The following is a 17,934-nucleotide window of genomic DNA, read 5'->3' as shown; positions in this document are numbered from 1 at the left end:
GTGGTGCGTATGTTTCGAAATATTGTATACAAAAAATAAATCTATTGTGTTCTATTTGTTGCATCCGGCTTCTGATCAATCAGAGCCCCAAGGCTTTCTCAATAACAAGATAAGGACGGCACCCATGAGCGCTCTAACCTTGAAAGTCGCAGTCAACCTGGTCAGCCAGGCCATCACCGCAGGCCGCACCATTGCCGCTGCACCGCTGACCATCGCAGTGCTCGACAGCGGCGGGCACCTGATCACCCTGCAACGGGAAGACGGCGCCAGCCTGCTGCGCCCGCAAATTGCTATCGGCAAGGCCTGGGGCGCGATTGCCCTGGGCAAGGGCTCGCGTTTGCTGGCGCTGGATGCCCAGCAACGGCCGGCATTTATCGCTGCACTGAACAGCCTGGGGCAGGGCGGCGTGGTGCCGGCGCCGGGCGGGGTGTTGATTCGGGATCAGGCGGGGGTGGTGCTGGGGGCGATCGGGATCAGTGGGGATACGTCGGATATTGATGAGCAATGCGCGATCAGCGCGATTGAAGGGGTGGGGTTGTTGGCGGATGCGGGGGTGAGTGCTTGATTTCTCCGGGCTTGTAAGAACCTCATCGCGAGCAAGCCCGCGTTTTGACCTGTGAACACGGTCAAAATGTGGGAGCGGGCTTGCTCGCGATAGGGCCGACTCGGTCTTGAATCTAAACCCAAATTGCATCCCACAACGGATAGTCGCCAATCCTCTCCACCAACCCCGCCCTCAATGGATTGGCCACCACATACCTGGCCATCTTCACCAGATCATCTTCCCTACGCAGCGCGCGATCATGAAAGCTGGTTTGCCAAAGCCTCCCCTTGCGGGCAGTGGTGCCATTGACTGAGCGAGTGCTTTTGGATTTCACCTGGCACATCAAGTCACCCAGCGAACCTTTTTGCAGTTGGATCAACCAGTGGAAATGGTCGGGCATCACCACCCAGGCCAGAGAGTGCGCCAGCCCTTGATATTGGGCGAGCCTGAACTGCCAGACCACCAGGCGGCCGAGATGGAAATCGCTGAAGATTGGTGTGCGTTCGTGGGTGTTGGTGGTGATCAGGTAGATGTGGTTGGTTTCGCTGAACCGCCCGATGCGTAGGCGGTGTGAGGTGGCTCGATCAGGCATTCCGTTGCCTCTCTTCAGATGGGGTCTTGAGAGGCTAGATCGGGGAGCTTGAGGCTGATGGGCAGGCTTTTGGCAGGATGTGTCTGGGAGGGCACTTTCGCGAGCAAGCCCGCTCCCACATGGGATCTTTGTTGTTCATACATTTTGTGTCTGGCACAGATCTAGTGTGGGAGCGGGCTTGCTCGCGAATCTTGGCCACACCACAGTCCATCAGTCCGGCTCACACCCCTTCAACACCAACCGAATAATCGTCTGCGCCGCCGCTTCATAATCGGCCTCATCCAGCTTGGCCTTACCGGTCACCGCCGAGATCTGCCAGTCAAAGTCCGCATAGGTCTGGGTCGCTGCCCAGATGCTGAACATCAGGTGATGAGGATCAATGGCGGCGATCAGGCCGCGATCGACCCAGCTCTGGATGCAATCGATATTGTGCTTGGCCTGGGCGTTGAGTTGCTGCACCTGCTCGGGGCTCAGGTGCGGGGCGCCGTGCATGATTTCGCTGGCGAACACTTTCGAGGCAAAGGGCAGGTCGCGGGAGATGCTGATTTTCGAGCGGATATAGCCGCTCAGCACCTGCTTGGGGTCGCCGTCCGGGTTGAAGGGAGTGGAGGCGGCCAGGATTGGCTCGATGATGCTTTCGAGCACCTCGCGGTAGAGGTTGTCCTTGGACTTGAAGTAGTAATAAACGTTGGGCTTGGGCAGCCCGGCCTTGGCGGCGATGTCGCTGGTTTTGGTCGCGGCGAAGCCCTTGTCGGCAAACTCCTCGCTGGCAGCCCGCAGGATCAGTTCTTTGTTGCGCTCGCGAATGGTGCTCATAGACCAGATGATTCCTTGCCAGGACAGGCGGTTGCGCATGGTAGCACCGGCGATCCGCGCGCCTCAAGAATCTGCCCGCGACGCTTTGTACCACGCTATGCTGCGAAATATCCCACATTTAGGACGTCCGATTCATGGCAGGAAGCAGCTTGTTGGTATTGATCGATGACATCGCCGCCGTCCTCGATGACGTGGCCTTGATGACCAAAATGGCCGCCAAGAAAACCGCCGGGGTGTTGGGGGATGACTTGGCGCTCAATGCGCAGCAGGTTTCTGGCGTACGCGCCGAGCGGGAAATCCCGGTGGTGTGGGCAGTTGCCAAGGGCTCGTTTATCAACAAGCTGATCCTGGTTCCCGCCGCGCTGTTGATCAGCGCCTTCGCGCCATGGGCGGTCACGCCACTGTTGATGCTCGGCGGCGCTTATCTGTGTTTCGAAGGCTTTGAAAAACTCGCCCATAAATTCCTGCACAGCAAGGCCGATGATCAGGCCGCACATGCCCAGTTGGTCGAAGCCGTGGCCGACCCCGCAACCGACCTGGTGGCGTTCGAGAAAGACAAGATCAAGGGCGCGATCCGCACCGACTTTATCCTCTCCGCCGAAATCATCGCCATCACCCTGGGCACCGTGGCTGATGCACCGTTGATGCAGCAAGTGATCGTGCTGTCGGGCATCGCTCTGGTCATGACCATCGGCGTGTACGGCCTGGTCGCCGGTATCGTCAAGCTCGACGACCTGGGCCTGTGGATGGCGCAAAAGCCCGGCCAACTGGTGCGCGATATCGGCAACGGGTTTGTACGAACCACACCGTACATGATGAAAAGCCTGTCGGTGATCGGCACGGCGGCGATGTTCATGGTCGGTGGCGGCATCCTGACCCACGGCGTGCCGGTGGTGCATCACTGGATTGAGAGTGTGAGCCAGAGCATCGGTGGCATCAGCTGGCTGATGCCGACCTTGCTCAATGCCATCGCGGGGATCATCGCCGGGGCGGTGGTGCTGGCGCTGGTGTCGGTGGCGAGCAAGGCGTGGCGTGCCTTGAGGGGTTAGGTGCTATTGCAACGCGCTGTAGCCTTTTTCGCTGAATGCCTTGAGCAGTTGCGCTTCCGAGCCTGCTGAAACGCTGCCGAACTGGCCGAAACCCTGAACGTGCTGATCGCTCTGCTGGCTCGGGCCCTGACGCTCCAAGCCTTCGCGGCCATCAATGTAGGTTGCCACTTGCGCCAGGTTATAGGCGGCGTTGGCGCGTGAGTCGGGGTTTCGATTGGCTGCGCCCCAATCGCCGGTTTGCTGCTTGAGCTGATTGATGAAGTTGCTCGCGAAAGGACCGTCTTGCTTGAGGATGTCCTTGAGGATCGGCGTGTCCTTGAAGATTTGTCCTGCGCTGCGATCATCGCCGGCCGGTCGACCATAGGCGCCTCTGGGGGCGTCCAGAGAAGGTTTTGTTGAGGCTTGGGACTCTGCGGCGGGAGTAGCGGGGGTGCTGGGTGCCGTGATGGGGGGTTGGGAAACCGATATCGTCATGTTGAAGTTCCACTGGAAAGTTCGAGGTGGGTAGCGGGAAGTCAGCCTGTTTTGTGTCAGGCTGACCTGCGCGCGTGCCTGGGTTTTCAGTGGCAAACAGGTACGAAATGGTTCCTGGTGGTTGGGGGCGTCGCTCGGTAAGGTGCGGGGTGTATGGTATTTAAGGGGTTTCGTTCGGCGCTGTGGATGAGTTGAGTAACTCATAGCCATGCTTTAAGGTTACTTGAAGCAAATAGCTCTTATCTGCGGCGTCGTTTTGGGCCCACACCTTACCCCGATTAAAATCTGGAAGCTTTAGACTAATATCTGTAGTCGATTTGTTTAGGTTGCCAATGTAGTTGGCTATATAGGCCAGGTTGTACGCTGCATCTGCCCGTGCCTCAGGGTCTTTGTTATTTTTACTCCAGTCTCCGATATGTTTCTGAAGTTCTTTAAGGTTTTCGCCGGATTTAACCAGTGCGTTGACAATCCGATCTGCTGTAGCAAGTAATGGATTGTCCCTCAAGATATCCTCGGCGCTTCGATGATCGCCACGGGGTCGCCCCGTGGCGTGGGTTGGCCTTACATAAATCTGCTGCTCACCTTTGAACTCCAGGCTGGCGTAGCCATGTTCGATAAATTTTGTGAGCAGCGCGTGTTCGGAGTCCTTTCGGATGGATGGTTCACGAAATGGAGGGTAGATCGCTTCGTTTGGGTGTTGTTTCTTGAACGGTACAATCTGTTCGTTACCAGAATAACCACTGAGAAAACCATCGTTGTGTTGGCTTGCCAGTACGGCATGCGCGTCTTTGGAGTCAATGAAGTTGAACAGGCGCGCAGCATTGTAAGCCGCATCGGCGCGGGCTTGCGGGTCCTTGTTGGCGATTGTCCAGTCGCCGGTATGTTTGTAGATACCTTGCTTGTAGGCTTCGGGCAGGGGTCTGTGCTCTGGGCCACGTCGGTAAATACTTGGTCGCATTTCCAGGTGTTTAAGAGTGGGGTTGGCATTGATGATTTGCTCCGCCGTTCGGCGATCTCCTGCTGGTCGACCGGTTGCCGCGGTGGGGCGCGTCGCGCTGTCGAGATCTCCCAAGGCTGGCGGTAGAAGAGTCTCAGGAGTTGAACGCTCAGGACATGTTGCCTGGCTAGTGGTGGTGTTTATGTTGCAAACTTGGTTGGATAGTAATTGCTGAATAATACCGAGCCCGGTAAAAAATCTGATGTCCATAAGCGTATCCTTCTTACTGGGTTTTTAGTGCTGGAATTTAATGGGCGCAAAGCGACAGTTGTTAACTTTCTTGATTTAAGTGGTGGGCGATGTCGTGTGGTTCCACTTCTTTTATTTCAGATGTTAATCAGGTTTTGTTGTGATGATTAACTATAAAAGTGGTTTTAAGGGGGCGATAGATAAGCGTTGGCTTAAAGGGTGAGACTCGTAGGAATAACGCGTTTAGATAAGTGGGCGGGATGCAAGGATGTTCCATTGACCTCGGGGGCAGGGCCGGGCTGCGAACAGCCGCGGCCTGCGATGGCTACAGGTTACTCGGCAATCTGCAACTTGCGCGACTCGGTATACACATACCGCACTTTTTCATACTCGAACGGCGAGTTCATCTGGCCGTAGCGAAAGCTCGTCTGGTAGCGCTTGTCCACCGCACGCAGGGCCCAGATTTCCGGGTGGTTGGAGCTGACTTCGGCGACGTTGAGGTAGTTGATCTGGGTTTCTGCGGTGTAGTCCACCAACAGGCCGCCGGTGTCGCGCAGGTTGGACGGGCCGAGGATCGGCAGGATCAGGTAGGCGCCGCCGGGAACGCCGTAGAAGCCCAGGGTCTGGCCGAAATCTTCGCTCTGGCGCGGCAGGCCCATGGCGGTGGCCGGGTCCCACAGGCCGGCGATGCCGAGGGTGGTGTTGACCAGCAGGCGGCCGGTGGTTTCCAGGGAGCGGTGGCCCTTGAGTTGCAGCAGGCTGTTCATCAGGTTGGGCACATCGCCCAGGTTGTTGAAGAAGTTGCTGACACCGGTGCGCAGGAAGCTTGGGGTAACGTAGCGATAACCGTCGACCACCGGCAGGAATACCCATTGGTCGAAGCGATAGTTGAAGTGGTACACCCGACGGTTCCACGACTCCAGCGGGTCGTAGACGTTGAGGGCGTTGAGGGTCGAGCGCTCGAACTCGCGCTGGTCCAGGCCAGGGTTGAACTTGAGTTTGCTCAAGGGCTCCTTGAAGCCATCCTGGTCGACCACGGTCGGTGCGTGAGCCTTGCTGTTGTCCGCGTGGGCAACGCCTGCGCAGAGTAAGGCCGCAAGAAACAGGAGATGTTTAGCCACGGAAGAACTCCAGCATGGCGTCGGCGTTGACGCGGTAATTGAGGTTGCCGCAGTGGCCGCCCAGTGGGTAGACGGTCAAGCGATCGCCGAAGGTCTTGCGCAGGAAGCCCAGGTCGCCGGGGCCGAGGATCACGTCGTCGGCGTTGTGCATCACAGCGATTTTCGGGCTGTCGCGCAGGTAATCCTCCAGGGCGTACAGGCTGACCTGGTCGATCAGTTGCAGCAGGCTGCCGCCGTCGGAGCGGGCGCGCCACATCGGGATCACTTGTTCGGTGAGGTAGCAGTCGAAATCACATTGCAGCGCACGCTTGAGGAACGGCGTGAGGCTGGTGCTTTCGGTAATCGGGTACTTGGGTGGGATGATCAGGCCGCGGCGGTTGATCAGGTCCGAGGTGAAGGCGATATCCGCCGCCGAGAAGCGGAACGAGGTGCCGATCAGCATCGCCATCTGCTCGTTGGTCAGGTGCTCCTTGGAGCTCTGGAAGTCGTAGAGCAGGGCATCGTTGAGGTCGATGTAGCCTTTTTGCTGGAAGTAGCGGGTCAGCTTGTTCAACACCAGTTCATAGAAGGTGGTGCTGTTGTTGATGCCCTTGACCTCGGTCTGCACCAGTTTGTCGAGGTTGGTGATGGAGGTGTAGAGGTTGACCGGCGGGTTGAGCAGCAACACTTTCTTGAAGTTGAAGCTGCGGCGGGTTTCGTCCAGTTTGCTGACGAACGCTGCGTCCAGCGCGCCCAGGCTGTAGCCGGTGAGGTAGAAGTCGGTGACGGGCAACGAGGCGTTTTGCGCGCGTACGGCCTGCATCACGCGGTACATGTCCTCGGCGTCTTCCTGGGTGATGCCGGGCGTGGCAAAGCGCGAGGCGGCGCTGATGAAGTCGAAGCTGGTGGGCGATGACAATTGGACGACATGGTAGCCGGCCTTGTAGTACAGCTTTTTCAGGTATTCGTTGAGGCTGCTGTCAAAGCGTGCACCGGTGCCGGCGATCAGGAAGATCAGCGGCGCGGCGCGGTCTTGCTTGGCAATGCGGTAGGTGAGCTTCTTCACCGGCCAGAAGTTGTCGGGCAGGCTGAATTCACGCTCCGGGCGCATGGTCAGGGTGTAGTCGGACTGGTTGATGTCATCGATGGATGGCAGATCCGGCCGCAGGTCCGGTGGTGTCGTGGCGATGGTCGCCTCGAACGGGTTGGTCAAAGGGTAGCCATAGCTGGCCGGATCGACATCGACCGCCAGTGCTGACGCACTCAAAAAAAGGCCACCCAACAGGGCAGCGCAGCGCAAGGAACGGAGCATGACTAAATCCCTAAGAGGAAAACGTGCTGAATGAAGTTCGCAGGCTATGACCACCGCGCTATCGCCGAAGTGCCAGCCATCGGCACTAAATATCGGAAATAAGCGTAGGAATCGAGCTAATAGTAGCCAGACGATACACTTTGGCACGCTTTGATGAATAGTTATCTGTGTGCAGCCCTTGCCAATGGCCCCGGGGAGATTAAGCTGGGCGCCGTTTTCGCCTATCGGAGTGCCCTTATGTCCCCTCGTTTGCCGCTGATTCTGCTGCTGTTGGCCTTGCCGTTATGGCTGGCTGCCAGTTATGGCGCCCGTTATGGGTTTATGGAGGATGGGCAGTGGGTGGGCATCTGCGCCGAGGACGCCAGCCGCTGGGAGTGCCAGTTGCGGGCCAACCTGGGGCTGATGATCCACTTCAAGGTCATGGGCTGGGCGGCGCTGGTCACGTCGGTGCTCGCGTTTTTGCTGCCCGGCCGCGCGGGATGGGGCTTGGCGGTGCTGGGGCTGGCGTTCGGGATTCCGGCGCTGGCGTTGTACAACACCAATTTTGCGGTGTTTGCGCTGGTGATTGCCGGGTTGCGGTTGGTCAGGGCGGCTCGGGCTGTCTGACAGGGCCAACCGCAGGCCAGCCAGCTCCCACATTTGAATGTATTCACAGATCAAAATGTGGGAGCGGTGCGATAGCGATCTTAGGCGTTGCGCACCCGCAGGCAACGCCACAAGGCTGCAACCATCAACCCACTGACCAGCGCCCAACCCAGGGCCTGCTGGTTCATCAAGCCTTCGCGATACAGCTGCGGTGCAATGCCGGCGCCGATGATGAAGGTCAGCAGGGCAATTTCCCGGCGTGGCCCGTTGACCGGGCGCAGCAGGTAAACCAGGGCTGGCAGTAGCAGGGCGGCGCTGGGGAAGCTGCGGTAACGCGGGTCGAATACCAGCGCCAGCATCATCACCGCCGTGGCGAACCCGGCAAATGCGATCAGCCAGCCGGCGCGTTGCTCCAGCCAGGCGAAAGTCCGGTCGCGCCAACCCTGGCGAGCGCTCAAGGCCAGGGCCCCATGGGCCAGCACCAACAGGTTAAGGGCCAGCAACAGCCCGGCCCAGATCCATTCATCAGTGAAGCGTGCGGTCACCCGGGTCAGTTCGGCCCAACTGCCAATCGAACCCGCCGCGACCGCACCCAACAGCGGCAGCAACAGCGCCGCGCGGGTGTTGCGAACCCGTCCGCCGAGCGCCAGGGTACCCAGCAGGATCAGCCCGCCAACGCCCAGCCATAGCGGCCAGTACGGCACGTTGGTGACTGGGCCTGCGAGGATGCCCTTGTCCTGGCGATCGGCGTCAAACAGGCCCCAGTAACCGCCAACCGCACCTTCGCTGGCGCGTTTCCACGGTTGGTCAAAGGCTTCGATCAGGTTGTAGTGCCAGCCATTGGCTTCGGCCATGGCGACAAAACCGCGAATGAACTTGGCTTCGTTGACTCTGCTCGGCACGGCGGTTTCCCGCTGGCGGCCTTCGCTGGGCCAGCCGGTTTCGCCAATCATCACGTCCTTGGGGGCGAAGCGGTTGCCGAAGGTCTGGCGGATATCACCGACATGGCGCAGGGCCTGGTCGATGCCGGCAGGGTCATCTTCCCAATACGGCAATAGGTGGATGGTCAGGAAATCCACCGCCGGGGCGATTTCCGGGTGTTGCAGCCAGAACTCCCAGACGTCGGCGTAGGTGACCGGCTGCTGGATCTGGCTTTTGACCTTTTCGATCAGCTTCACCAGTTGCGTGGCGGTGATTTCCTTGCGCAGCAGCGCTTCGTTGCCGACGATCACCGACGTGACCACGTCAGGGTTGGCGTTGGCCGAGGCGATCAGCAGGTCGACTTCCTTGGCATTGTCCACCGGGTTGCTGTTGATCCAAGCACCGATCATCAACTTCAGGCCGTGTTTGCGCGCCAGGTCCGGCAGGGCTTCGAGGCCGGTCATGGAGTAGGTGCGGATGCACTCAAAGCGCGTGGCCAGCAGTGCCAGGTCGGCGTCCATGCGTTCGGGGCGCAGTTTGAACGGCTGGTCGAACGGCGATTGGTCCTTGTCGAAGGGCGTGTAGGACGCGCATTGCAGCTTGTGGCTGGCGCTGGCCACATCCGGCAGTACCACTGGCTGGCCGAGGCCATACCAGTAGCCACCGAGTGCGAACAGGCCGAGCAGCAAGGCAAATATATAAGGCAGGAAGGGGGAGCGGGCAGTCGCGGTCATGGTCAGGCCGTGTAGGAGCAAAGGCGCGCATCTTACCTGCATTTGCCGGTTCTCAGTGGGGCCGCATAATTTTGACATGCAAAGTTCGAGCGGGATTTTGACGCGAGTTCCTACAAATTGTCCTGCTGGCTTTGTGATGTCGTTTCTTGCTCCGCTGAGGTCGTAGTCAGAGCAGGTCCGCAGGGGCGGCAGGTTGATGATCCAAAGGCACCACCTGACAACAGGTTGACGTCGCTCGGCATCCGCCGGGCGCAGCACTTTCGGGGAAGCACTATGAAGATGCGACGACTCTTGGGCGCAGCTGCCACGTTGGTAGTTGCGATGGGTTCCACACTGGCCAGCGCCGACAGCAAGACCCTGAGCATCGGCTATGTGGACGGCTGGTCGGACAGTGTCGCCACCACCCACGTGGCGGCTGAAGTGATCAGGCAAAAGCTCGGCTATGACGTGAAACTGCAGGCAGTTGCCACCGGGATCATGTGGCAGGGCGTGGCCACCGGCAAGCTCGACGCCATGCTTTCGGCCTGGCTGCCGGTGACCCATGGTGAGTACTGGACCAAGAACAAGGACAAGGTGGTCGACTACGGCCCCAACTTCAAGGATGCGAAGATCGGCTTGATCGTGCCGGAGTACGTCAAGGCCAAGTCCATCGAGGACTTGAAGACCGACACCACCTTCAAAAACAAGATCGTGGGCATCGATGCCGGTTCAGGCGTGATGCTCAAGACCGACGAAGCCATCAAGCAATACGGCCTGGACTACAAGCTGCAAGCCAGTTCCGGGGCGGCAATGATCGCCGAATTGACCCGCGCCGAAGACAAGCAAGACTCCATCGCAGTGACCGGCTGGGTGCCGCACTGGATGTTCGCCAAGTGGAAACTGCGCTTTCTTGATGATCCCAAAGGCATCTATGGCGCCGCCGAGACGGTTAATAGCATCGGCAGCAAGGGCCTGGAAAAGAAAGCCCCGGAAGTCGCGGCGTTCCTGAAGAAATTCCAGTGGGCCTCCAAGGATGAAATCGGCGAAGTCATGCTGGCCATCCAGGAAGGTGCCAAGCCTGATGTGGCGGCCAAGGATTGGGTGGCCAAGCATCCTGAGCGTGTGGCCGAGTGGACCGCTCCGTAACACCCCCAAAAACGGTGGGAACGCACTTTGTGTAGGAGCGGGCTTGCCCGCGATTACGGTGGGTCAGTTGATGGATACCTGACTGATTCACCGCCATCGCGGGCAAGCCCGCTGCCACATAAGCTCGCTCGCGCAATTGTTTCTGGCCCCTGCCAAACCCTCGCTACACTGGTTCTAAGACTAAGGTCGTCTGGAACCTGTCCTGCAGCCGCATACAGTGGATACGTTCCAATAATAAAAAAGCTGTGCTGCGAGGATAAAAACAATGAACGACAGCATTTACCTCTCGATTCAAAACAGCCCGCGCTTCAAGGAGCTGGTGAGAAAAAGGGAAAAGTTCGCCTGGATTCTCTCGGCGATCATGCTTGGGCTGTACTCCGGATTCATCCTGTTGATCGCCTATGGACCGCAAGTCCTGGGGGCCAAGATCAGTCCTGAATCGTCCATAACCTGGGGAATCCCTATCGGGGTCGGGCTGATTGTCTCGGCCTTCGTTCTCACAGGCATCTACGTGCGACGCGCCAATGGCGAATTCGACGACCTGAACAATGCGATTCTCAAGGAGGCTGCGCAATGATCCGTCGTCTATTGGCTGTATTCGGCGCTTCGCTTTTTGCTCCTGCCGTTTGGGCGGCGGACGCATTGACCGGTGAAGTGCACAAGCAACCGCTGAACATTGCAGCGATCCTGATGTTTGTCGCCTTTGTCGGCGCAACATTGTGCATTACCTACTGGGCGTCCAAACGTAACAACTCGGCGGCCGACTACTATGCCGCGGGTGGCAAGATCACCGGTTTCCAGAACGGCCTGGCGATTGCTGGCGACTACATGTCGGCGGCGTCCTTCCTGGGGATTTCCGCGCTGGTGTTCACCTCTGGCTACGATGGCCTGATCTACTCGATCGGCTTCCTGGTGGGCTGGCCGATCATTCTGTTCCTGATTGCCGAGCGCCTGCGTAACCTGGGCAAGTACACCTTTGCCGACGTGGCGTCCTACCGCCTCGGGCAAACCCAGATTCGCAGCCTGTCGGCTTGCGGTTCGCTGGTGGTGGTGGCGTTCTACCTGATCGCGCAGATGGTCGGCGCGGGCAAGCTGATCCAACTGCTGTTCGGCCTTGATTACCATGTGGCGGTGATCCTGGTGGGTATCTTGATGTGCCTTTATGTGTTGTTCGGCGGCATGCTGGCCACCACCTGGGTGCAGATCATCAAGGCAGTGCTGCTGCTGTCCGGTGCCTCGTTCATGGCTCTGATGGTGATGAAGCACGTCAACTTCGACTTCAACATGCTGTTCTCCGAGGCGATCAAGGTTCACCCTAAAGGTGAGGCGATCATGAGTCCTGGCGGCCTGGTGAAAGATCCGATCTCGGCGTTCTCCCTGGGCCTGGCCCTGATGTTCGGTACCGCTGGCCTGCCACATATCCTGATGCGCTTCTTCACCGTGAGTGACGCTAAAGAAGCCCGCAAGAGCGTGCTGTATGCCACAGGCTTCATCGGCTACTTCTATATCCTGACCTTTATCATCGGCTTCGGCGCGATTCTGCTGGTCAGCACCAACCCGGCGTTCAAGGATGCAGCAGGCGCCTTGCTCGGTGGTAACAACATGGCGGCGGTGCACCTGGCCAATGCGGTGGGCGGCAGTATCTTCCTGGGCTTCATCTCGGCCGTGGCGTTTGCCACCATCCTCGCGGTGGTTGCCGGCTTGACCCTGGCCGGTGCTTCGGCGGTGTCCCATGACCTGTATGCCAGCGTGATCAAGAAGGGCAAGGCCAACGAGAAGGATGAGATTCGCGTGTCGAAGATCACCACTATCGCCCTGGCAGTCCTGGCGATTGGCTTGGGTATCCTGTTCGAAAGCCAGAACATTGCGTTCATGGTCGGCCTGGCGTTCTCCATTGCTGCCAGCTGTAACTTCCCGGTGTTGCTGCTTTCCATGTACTGGAAGAACCTCACCACCCGTGGCGCGATGATTGGCGGCTGGCTGGGCCTGGTCAGCGCTGTTGGCTTGATGATCCTGGGTCCAACCATCTGGGTCTCGATCCTGCACCATGAAAAAGCGATCTTCCCGTACGAATACCCGGCGCTGTTCTCGATGATCATCGCGTTCGTGGGTATCTGGTTCTTCTCCATCACCGACAAGTCGGCGGCGGCGGTGAAAGAGCGTGCGCTGTACTTCCCGCAGTTTGTGCGTTCGCAGACTGGCCTGGGGGCGAGCGGGGCGGTTAACCACTAAGCTTGTAGCTCAATAAGAAATGCCCCGGTTGAAAGGCCGGGGTATTTTTTTGCCTGGGGTCCTGTGTTGCCTGGGCTATTGCTTTCGCGAGCAAGCCCGCTCCCACAGTTGACCGCATTCATCCATTGAAATGTGGACAACTGTGGGAGCGGGCTTGCTCGCGAAAGCGGCCTGTCAGGCAGCACAAACAAAAACGGCCTCCACTAAGGGAGGCCGTTCTCAATGCAGCTAAGCAGTTGAATGCTTACTTGCGGTCTTCCAGCTTGGTAATGTCACGCGACTCGTAGCCGGTGTACAGCTGGCGCGGGCGGCCAATCTTGTACGGGCTGGAGAGCATTTCTTTCCAGTGGGAGATCCAGCCCACGGTCCGCGCCAGGGCGAAGATCACGGTGAACATGCTGGTTGGAATGCCGATCGCCTTGAGGATGATCCCCGAGTAGAAGTCGACGTTCGGGTACAGCGAGCGCTCGATGAAGTACGGGTCGGTCAGTGCGATCTCTTCCAGGCGCATGGCCAGTTCGAGTTGCGGATCGTTGTTGATGCCCAGTTCCTTCAGCACTTCGTCGCAGGTCTGCTTCATGACGGTGGCGCGCGGGTCGCGGTTCTTGTAGACCCGGTGGCCGAAGCCCATCAGCTTGAACGGATCGTTCTTGTCCTTGGCCTTGGCGATGAACTTGTCGATGTTGGACACATCGCCGATTTCATCGAGCATGGTCAATACGGCTTCGTTCGCACCGCCGTGGGCAGGGCCCCACAGTGCGGCGATGCCGGCGGCGATACAGGCGAACGGATTGGCACCCGAGGAGCCTGCCAGACGCACGGTGGACGTCGAGGCGTTCTGTTCGTGGTCGGCATGGAGGATGAAGATCCGGTCCATGGCCTTGGCCAGCACCGGGCTGATCGGTTTGATCTCGCACGGGGTGTTGAACATCATGTGCAGGAAGTTTTCCGCATACGTCAGGTCGTTGCGCGGGTACATCATGGGCTGGCCCATGGAGTACTTGTAAACCATTGCGGCCAGGGTGGGCATCTTCGCAACCAGGCGGATCGCGGAGATTTCGCGATGCTGCGGGTTATTGATGTCCAGGGAGTCGTGATAGAAGGCCGACAGGGCGCCGACTACACCGCACATGACGGCCATCGGGTGGGCGTCGCGACGGAAGCCGTTGAAGAAGGTCTTCAACTGCTCGTGAACCATGGTGTGGTTCTTCACGGTGCTGACAAACTGGGCCTTTTGCTCGGCTGTTGGCAATTCGCCATTTAGCAGCAGGTAGCAGGTTTCCAGGTAGTCCGATTTCTCGGCCAGTTGTTCGATCGGGTAGCCGCGATGTAGCAAAATGCCATTATCGCCATCGATATAGGTAATCTTCGACTCGCAAGAAGCGGTCGACATGAAGCCTGGGTCGAAAGTGAAACGGCCCGTGGCCGTCAGGCCCCGTACGTCGATAACATCGGGACCAACGGTGCCGGTTAAAATGGGCAGCTCGACGGGGGCTGCGCCCTCGATGATCAACTGCGCTTTTTTGTCAGCCATGTGGCCTCCTATTTATGCTTCAAATCATCAGACAGACCCCCCACGCAGGGCCCGCACCACTATATTGATATAAATCCAGATGTCAATTTGCCTAAAGTCTTGCCCCAGAAGGCTTTAACCGTACTTTTTCCTCGAAATTGCCTGCCGTTTACGCCTTTTATCCCGTCAGCGCAATCAGCTATTAGGGTGAGGAGCGCGCGTTGTCATTAGTAGCCTAACTGTCTATACTCGGCCACCGACCGCCAAGGGCTTTTGGGCTTGCTTTCATTGGGGGTCGCACTCCCTGGGTGGTGCTTACCTGACCAGTGCACTCCCCAACAACTTTGCCCTGATTGTTAGGGGCTCTTCAGTGTGAAAAAAAGCCGTGAATAGCCAACGACCTGTAAACCTAGACCTAAGGACCATCAAACTCCCCATCACCGGCGTTACGTCGTTCCTGCACCGTGTTTCCGGCATCATCCTGTTCCTGGGCTTGGGCATCATGCTTTATGCATTGAGCAAATCCCTGGGTTCCGAGGAAGGATACGCCGAGGTGAAGGCATGCTTGACCAGCCCGCTGGCCAAGTTCGTAGCATGGGGCCTCCTGTCCGCTCTGCTGTATCACCTGGTAGCCGGTGTGCGCCACTTGATCATGGACATGGGCATCGGTGAGACGCTGGAAGGCGGCCGCCTGGGCTCGAAAATCATCATCGCCATTTCCGTGGTGCTGATCGTTCTGGCAGGAGTTTGGATATGGTAACCAGCGTTACGAACCTTTCGCGTTCGGGCCTCTATGACTGGATGGCACAACGAGTGTCTGCGGTCGTTCTCGCGGCTTATTTCATTTTCCTGATCGGGTACCTCGTTGCAAACCCTGGCATTGGCTACGCCCAATGGCACGGTCTGTTCTCCCACAACGGGATGCGTATCTTCAGTCTGCTCGCCCTTGTGGCCCTGGGCGCTCACGCCTGGGTCGGCATGTGGACCATCGCGACCGACTACCTGACGCCGATGGCGCTGGGCAAGTCCGCGACTGCAGTACGTTTCCTTTTCCAGGCAGTATGCGGCGTCGCGATGTTCGCTTACTTCGTCTGGGGTGTGCAGATTCTCTGGGGTATCTGATTCATGGCTAACATTCCAACGATTTCTTTTGACGCCATCATTATTGGTGGTGGCGGCGCCGGCATGCGCGCTGCACTGCAGCTGGCCCAGGGCGGTCACAAGACAGCCGTGATCACCAAGGTGTTCCCGACCCGTTCCCACACCGTATCGGCCCAGGGTGGCATCACCTGCGCCATCGCTTCTGCGGATCCGAACGATGACTGGCGCTGGCACATGTACGATACCGTCAAGGGTTCCGACTATATCGGTGACCAGGACGCTATCGAGTACATGTGTCAGGAAGGCCCGGCTGCGGTATTCGAGCTGGACCACATGGGTCTGCCGTTCTCCCGTACCGAACAGGGGCGTATCTACCAGCGTCCGTTCGGCGGCCAGTCCAAGGATTACGGTAAAGGCGGCCAGGCTGCCCGTACCTGCGCGGCATCCGACCGTACCGGTCACGCACTGCTGCACACCCTTTATCAGGGCAACCTGAAAGCCGGCACCACGTTCCTGAACGAGTACTACGCAGTTGACCTGGTGAAGAACCAGGACGGCGCATTCGTCGGCGTGATCGCTATCTGCATCGAAACCGGTGAAACCACCTACATCCGCGCCAAGGCTACCGTTCTGGCGACTGGCGGTGCAGGTCGTATCTACGCTTCGACCACCAACGCCCTGATCAACACCGGCGACGGCGTTGGCATGGCCCTGCGTGCAGGCGTTCCGGTACAAGACATCGAAATGTGGCAGTTCCACCCAACCGGCATCGCCGGCGCCGGTGTACTGGTTACAGAAGGCTGCCGTGGTGAAGGCGGTTACCTGATCAACAAGCACGGCGAGCGTTTCATGGAGCGTTATGCTCCGAACGCCAAGGACCTTGCCGGTCGTGACGTGGTTGCCCGTTCGATGGTTAAAGAAATCATCGCCGGCAACGGTTGCGGCCCGAACGGCGACCACGTGATGCTCAAGCTCGATCACCTGGGCGAAGAAGTGCTGCACAGCCGCCTGCCAGGTATCTGCGAACTGTCCAAGACTTTCGCACACGTTGACCCGGTAGTTGCTCCAGTACCAGTAGTTCCAACTTGCCACTATATGATGGGCGGCGTGCCGACCAACATTCATGGCCAGGCGATCACCCAGAACGCCGAAGGCGTGGACGAGATCATTCATGGTCTGTTCGCTGTAGGCGAAGTGGCTTGCGTATCGGTTCACGGTGCCAACCGTCTGGGCGGCAACTCGCTGCTCGACCTGGTGGTATTCGGCCGAGCTGCCGGCCTGCACCTGGAAAAAGCCCTGACCGACGGCATCGAATACGATGACGCGACCGACGCCAATATCGAAGCTGCCCTGGCACGCCTGAACGCGCTGAACGAGCGCACTGATGGCGAAGACGTAGCAACCCTGCGTCGCGAGCTGCAAAGCTGCATGCAGAACTACTTCGGTGTATTCCGTACTGGCGAATACATGCAGAAGGGTATTGCCCAGCTGGCTGACCTGCGCAAGCGGATTGCCAACGTCAAGATCAACGATAAGAGCCAGGCGTTCAACACCGCTCGTATCGAAGCCCTTGAGCTGCAAAACCTGCTGGAAGTGGCTGAAGCGACTGCGATTGCCGCCGAGGTTCGTAAAGAATCCCGTGGTGCCCACGCTCGTGAAGACTTTGAAGATCGCGATGACGAAAACTGGTTGTGCCACACCCTGTACTTCCCGGGTGACAAGCGCGTAACCAAGCGTGCCGTGAACTTCTCGCCGAAGACGGTTCCGACGTTTGAACCGAAGATTCGGACTTACTAAGGGTGGCTGCCATGTTGAAAGTCAGTGTTTATCGCTACAACCCTGATCAGGACGCTGCGCCGTTCATGCAGGAATTTGAGGTCGATACCGGTGGTAAAGACCTGATGGTGCTGGATGTGCTGGCCCTGATCAAAGAGCAGGACGAAGGTTTCTCCTATCGTCGCTCTTGCCGTGAAGGTGTCTGCGGCTCCGACGGCATGAACATCAACGGCAAAAACGGCCTGGCTTGTGTCACGCCGCTGTCGGCCGTGGTCAAGAAGAACAAGCTTGTTGTACGTCCACTGCCAGGTTTGCCGGTTATCCGTGACCTGGTCGTCGATATGAGCATCTTCTACAAGCAATACGAGAAGGTGAAGCCATTCCTGCAGAACGATACGCCGGCTCCGGCCATCGAGCGTCTGCAGTCCCCGGAAGAGCGCGAGAAGCTCGACGGTCTGTACGAGTGCATCCTGTGCGCTTGCTGCTCGACCTCTTGCCCGTCCTTCTGGTGGAACCCGGACAAGTTCCTGGGTCCAGCTGCACTGCTGCAAGCCTATCGCTTCCTGGCAGACAGCCGTGACACCAAGACGTCCGAGCGTCTGGCTTCACTGGATGACCCGTTCAGCGTATTCCGCTGCCGCGGGATCATGAACTGCGTCAACGTATGTCCCAAAGGCCTGAACCCGACTAAGGCCATTGGTCACATCCGGAACATGCTGCTGCAAAGCGGCGTGTAAGACGTTGTAGTAAAAGCAGGACCGTTGTGCCCGTAAATGCTACGGCGCAGGCTTCAACCGGCGCCGTAGTTTTAACTTGAGCAGCGACTTACAAAGCCGCAGCTCTTATTTTGAAGAAATGAGACAAGCAGGGGCAT

At 58.4% G+C, this 17,934-nt stretch carries 18 protein-coding genes; 10 read left to right on the top strand and 8 right to left on the bottom strand.

From position 1 onward, the window contains the following. Positions 1–124: 124 nt before the first annotated feature. Positions 125–565: a GlcG/HbpS family heme-binding protein gene (locus ACSSVH_RS18015; protein ID WP_170056975.1), complete on the top strand. Its 441-nt coding sequence runs from the start codon at positions 125–127 to the stop codon at positions 563–565. 112 nt (positions 566–677) lie between these two features. Here the strand turns inward: ACSSVH_RS18015 and ACSSVH_RS18010 are convergent, their stop codons facing one another. After that, on the bottom strand, positions 678–1,136 hold the full coding sequence (locus tag ACSSVH_RS18010) for an REP-associated tyrosine transposase (RefSeq protein WP_170056976.1): 459 nt from the start codon (positions 1,134–1,136) through the stop codon (positions 678–680). Positions 1,137–1,346: 210 nt separating this feature from the next. After that, positions 1,347–1,952 carry a TetR/AcrR family transcriptional regulator gene (locus tag ACSSVH_RS18005; RefSeq protein ID WP_029292641.1) on the bottom strand — a complete coding sequence of 202 codons (606 nt, stop codon included), beginning with the start codon at positions 1,950–1,952 and terminating at the stop codon, positions 1,347–1,349. A 134-nt stretch (positions 1,953–2,086) separates the two neighbouring features. Here ACSSVH_RS18005 and ACSSVH_RS18000 point away from each other — a divergent pair, with 134 nt between their 5' ends. Beyond that, positions 2,087–3,001, top strand: coding sequence for a DUF808 domain-containing protein (locus ACSSVH_RS18000; RefSeq protein WP_169956457.1), 915 nt, complete (start codon positions 2,087–2,089; stop codon positions 2,999–3,001). 3 nt (positions 3,002–3,004) lie between these two features. Here the strand turns inward: ACSSVH_RS18000 and ACSSVH_RS17995 are convergent, their stop codons facing one another. From ACSSVH_RS17995 to ACSSVH_RS17980, 4 genes are all read right to left on the bottom strand, one after another. Next, entirely contained in the window at positions 3,005–3,475 is a 471-nt protein-coding gene (locus tag ACSSVH_RS17995; RefSeq protein ID WP_170056978.1) for a hypothetical protein, read from the bottom strand. A 160-nt stretch (positions 3,476–3,635) separates the two neighbouring features. Beyond that, positions 3,636–4,682: a hypothetical protein gene (locus tag ACSSVH_RS17990; RefSeq protein WP_492633571.1), complete on the bottom strand. Its 1,047-nt coding sequence runs from the start codon at positions 4,680–4,682 to the stop codon at positions 3,636–3,638. Between the two features lie 311 nt (positions 4,683–4,993). Continuing rightward, positions 4,994–5,782, bottom strand: coding sequence for an MlaA family lipoprotein (locus ACSSVH_RS17985; protein ID WP_492633570.1), 789 nt, complete (start codon positions 5,780–5,782; stop codon positions 4,994–4,996). Beyond that, complete coding sequence (locus tag ACSSVH_RS17980) at positions 5,775–7,073, bottom strand: serine/threonine protein kinase (RefSeq protein ID WP_170042640.1); 1,299 nt, start codon at positions 7,071–7,073, stop codon at positions 5,775–5,777. The genes ACSSVH_RS17985 and ACSSVH_RS17980 overlap by 8 nt, the downstream gene beginning before the upstream one ends. 237 nt (positions 7,074–7,310) lie before the next feature. Between ACSSVH_RS17980 and ACSSVH_RS17975 the strand changes: the two genes are divergently transcribed. Further along, positions 7,311–7,679, top strand: a complete 369-nt coding sequence (locus ACSSVH_RS17975) for a hypothetical protein (protein ID WP_170042641.1) — start codon at positions 7,311–7,313, stop codon at positions 7,677–7,679. An 80-nt stretch (positions 7,680–7,759) separates the two neighbouring features. On the opposite strand, the gene ACSSVH_RS17970 is transcribed toward ACSSVH_RS17975, so the two are convergent. Further along, complete coding sequence (locus tag ACSSVH_RS17970; protein ID WP_492633569.1) at positions 7,760–9,313, bottom strand: glycoside hydrolase family 17 protein; 1,554 nt, start codon at positions 9,311–9,313, stop codon at positions 7,760–7,762. Between the two features lie 273 nt (positions 9,314–9,586). Here ACSSVH_RS17970 and ACSSVH_RS17965 point away from each other — a divergent pair, with 273 nt between their 5' ends. The 3 genes from ACSSVH_RS17965 (at position 9,587) to ACSSVH_RS17955 (ending at position 12,670) form a co-directional block, all read left to right on the top strand. Further along, positions 9,587–10,438 carry a glycine betaine ABC transporter substrate-binding protein gene (locus ACSSVH_RS17965; protein WP_170042643.1) on the top strand — a complete coding sequence of 284 codons (852 nt, stop codon included), beginning with the start codon at positions 9,587–9,589 and terminating at the stop codon, positions 10,436–10,438. 265 nt (positions 10,439–10,703) lie between these two features. Next, entirely contained in the window at positions 10,704–11,015 is a 312-nt protein-coding gene (locus ACSSVH_RS17960; RefSeq protein ID WP_029292656.1) for a DUF485 domain-containing protein, read from the top strand. Further along, positions 11,012–12,670, top strand: a complete 1,659-nt coding sequence (locus ACSSVH_RS17955; protein WP_133714242.1) for a cation acetate symporter — start codon at positions 11,012–11,014, stop codon at positions 12,668–12,670. The genes ACSSVH_RS17960 and ACSSVH_RS17955 overlap by 4 nt, the downstream gene beginning before the upstream one ends. 244 nt (positions 12,671–12,914) lie before the next feature. Here the strand turns inward: ACSSVH_RS17955 and gltA are convergent, their stop codons facing one another. Further along, positions 12,915–14,204 carry a citrate synthase gene (gltA, locus tag ACSSVH_RS17950; protein WP_003222994.1) on the bottom strand — a complete coding sequence of 430 codons (1,290 nt, stop codon included), beginning with the start codon at positions 14,202–14,204 and terminating at the stop codon, positions 12,915–12,917. A 364-nt stretch (positions 14,205–14,568) separates the two neighbouring features. Here gltA and sdhC point away from each other — a divergent pair, with 364 nt between their 5' ends. From sdhC to ACSSVH_RS17930, 4 genes are read left to right on the top strand one after another with little or no spacing between them, the layout of a single operon-like run. Then, positions 14,569–14,943 carry a succinate dehydrogenase, cytochrome b556 subunit gene (gene sdhC / locus ACSSVH_RS17945; protein WP_003172804.1) on the top strand — a complete coding sequence of 125 codons (375 nt, stop codon included), beginning with the start codon at positions 14,569–14,571 and terminating at the stop codon, positions 14,941–14,943. Next, on the top strand, positions 14,937–15,305 hold the full coding sequence (gene sdhD / locus ACSSVH_RS17940) for a succinate dehydrogenase, hydrophobic membrane anchor protein (RefSeq protein ID WP_029292670.1): 369 nt from the start codon (positions 14,937–14,939) through the stop codon (positions 15,303–15,305). The genes sdhC and sdhD overlap by 7 nt, the downstream gene beginning before the upstream one ends. 3 nt (positions 15,306–15,308) lie before the next feature. Continuing rightward, positions 15,309–17,081: a succinate dehydrogenase flavoprotein subunit gene (gene sdhA, locus ACSSVH_RS17935; RefSeq protein WP_076963916.1), complete on the top strand. Its 1,773-nt coding sequence runs from the start codon at positions 15,309–15,311 to the stop codon at positions 17,079–17,081. A gap of 11 nt (positions 17,082–17,092) precedes the next feature. Further along, positions 17,093–17,797, top strand: coding sequence for a succinate dehydrogenase iron-sulfur subunit (locus tag ACSSVH_RS17930; protein ID WP_169956472.1), 705 nt, complete (start codon positions 17,093–17,095; stop codon positions 17,795–17,797). The last annotated feature ends 137 nt before the right edge of the window (positions 17,798–17,934 follow it).

This window comes from Pseudomonas sp. HC1(2025) (assembly GCF_058742075.1).
Note: the sequence above shows the minus strand (reverse complement) of the source record. Positions and strands in the feature narration are given on the sequence as shown.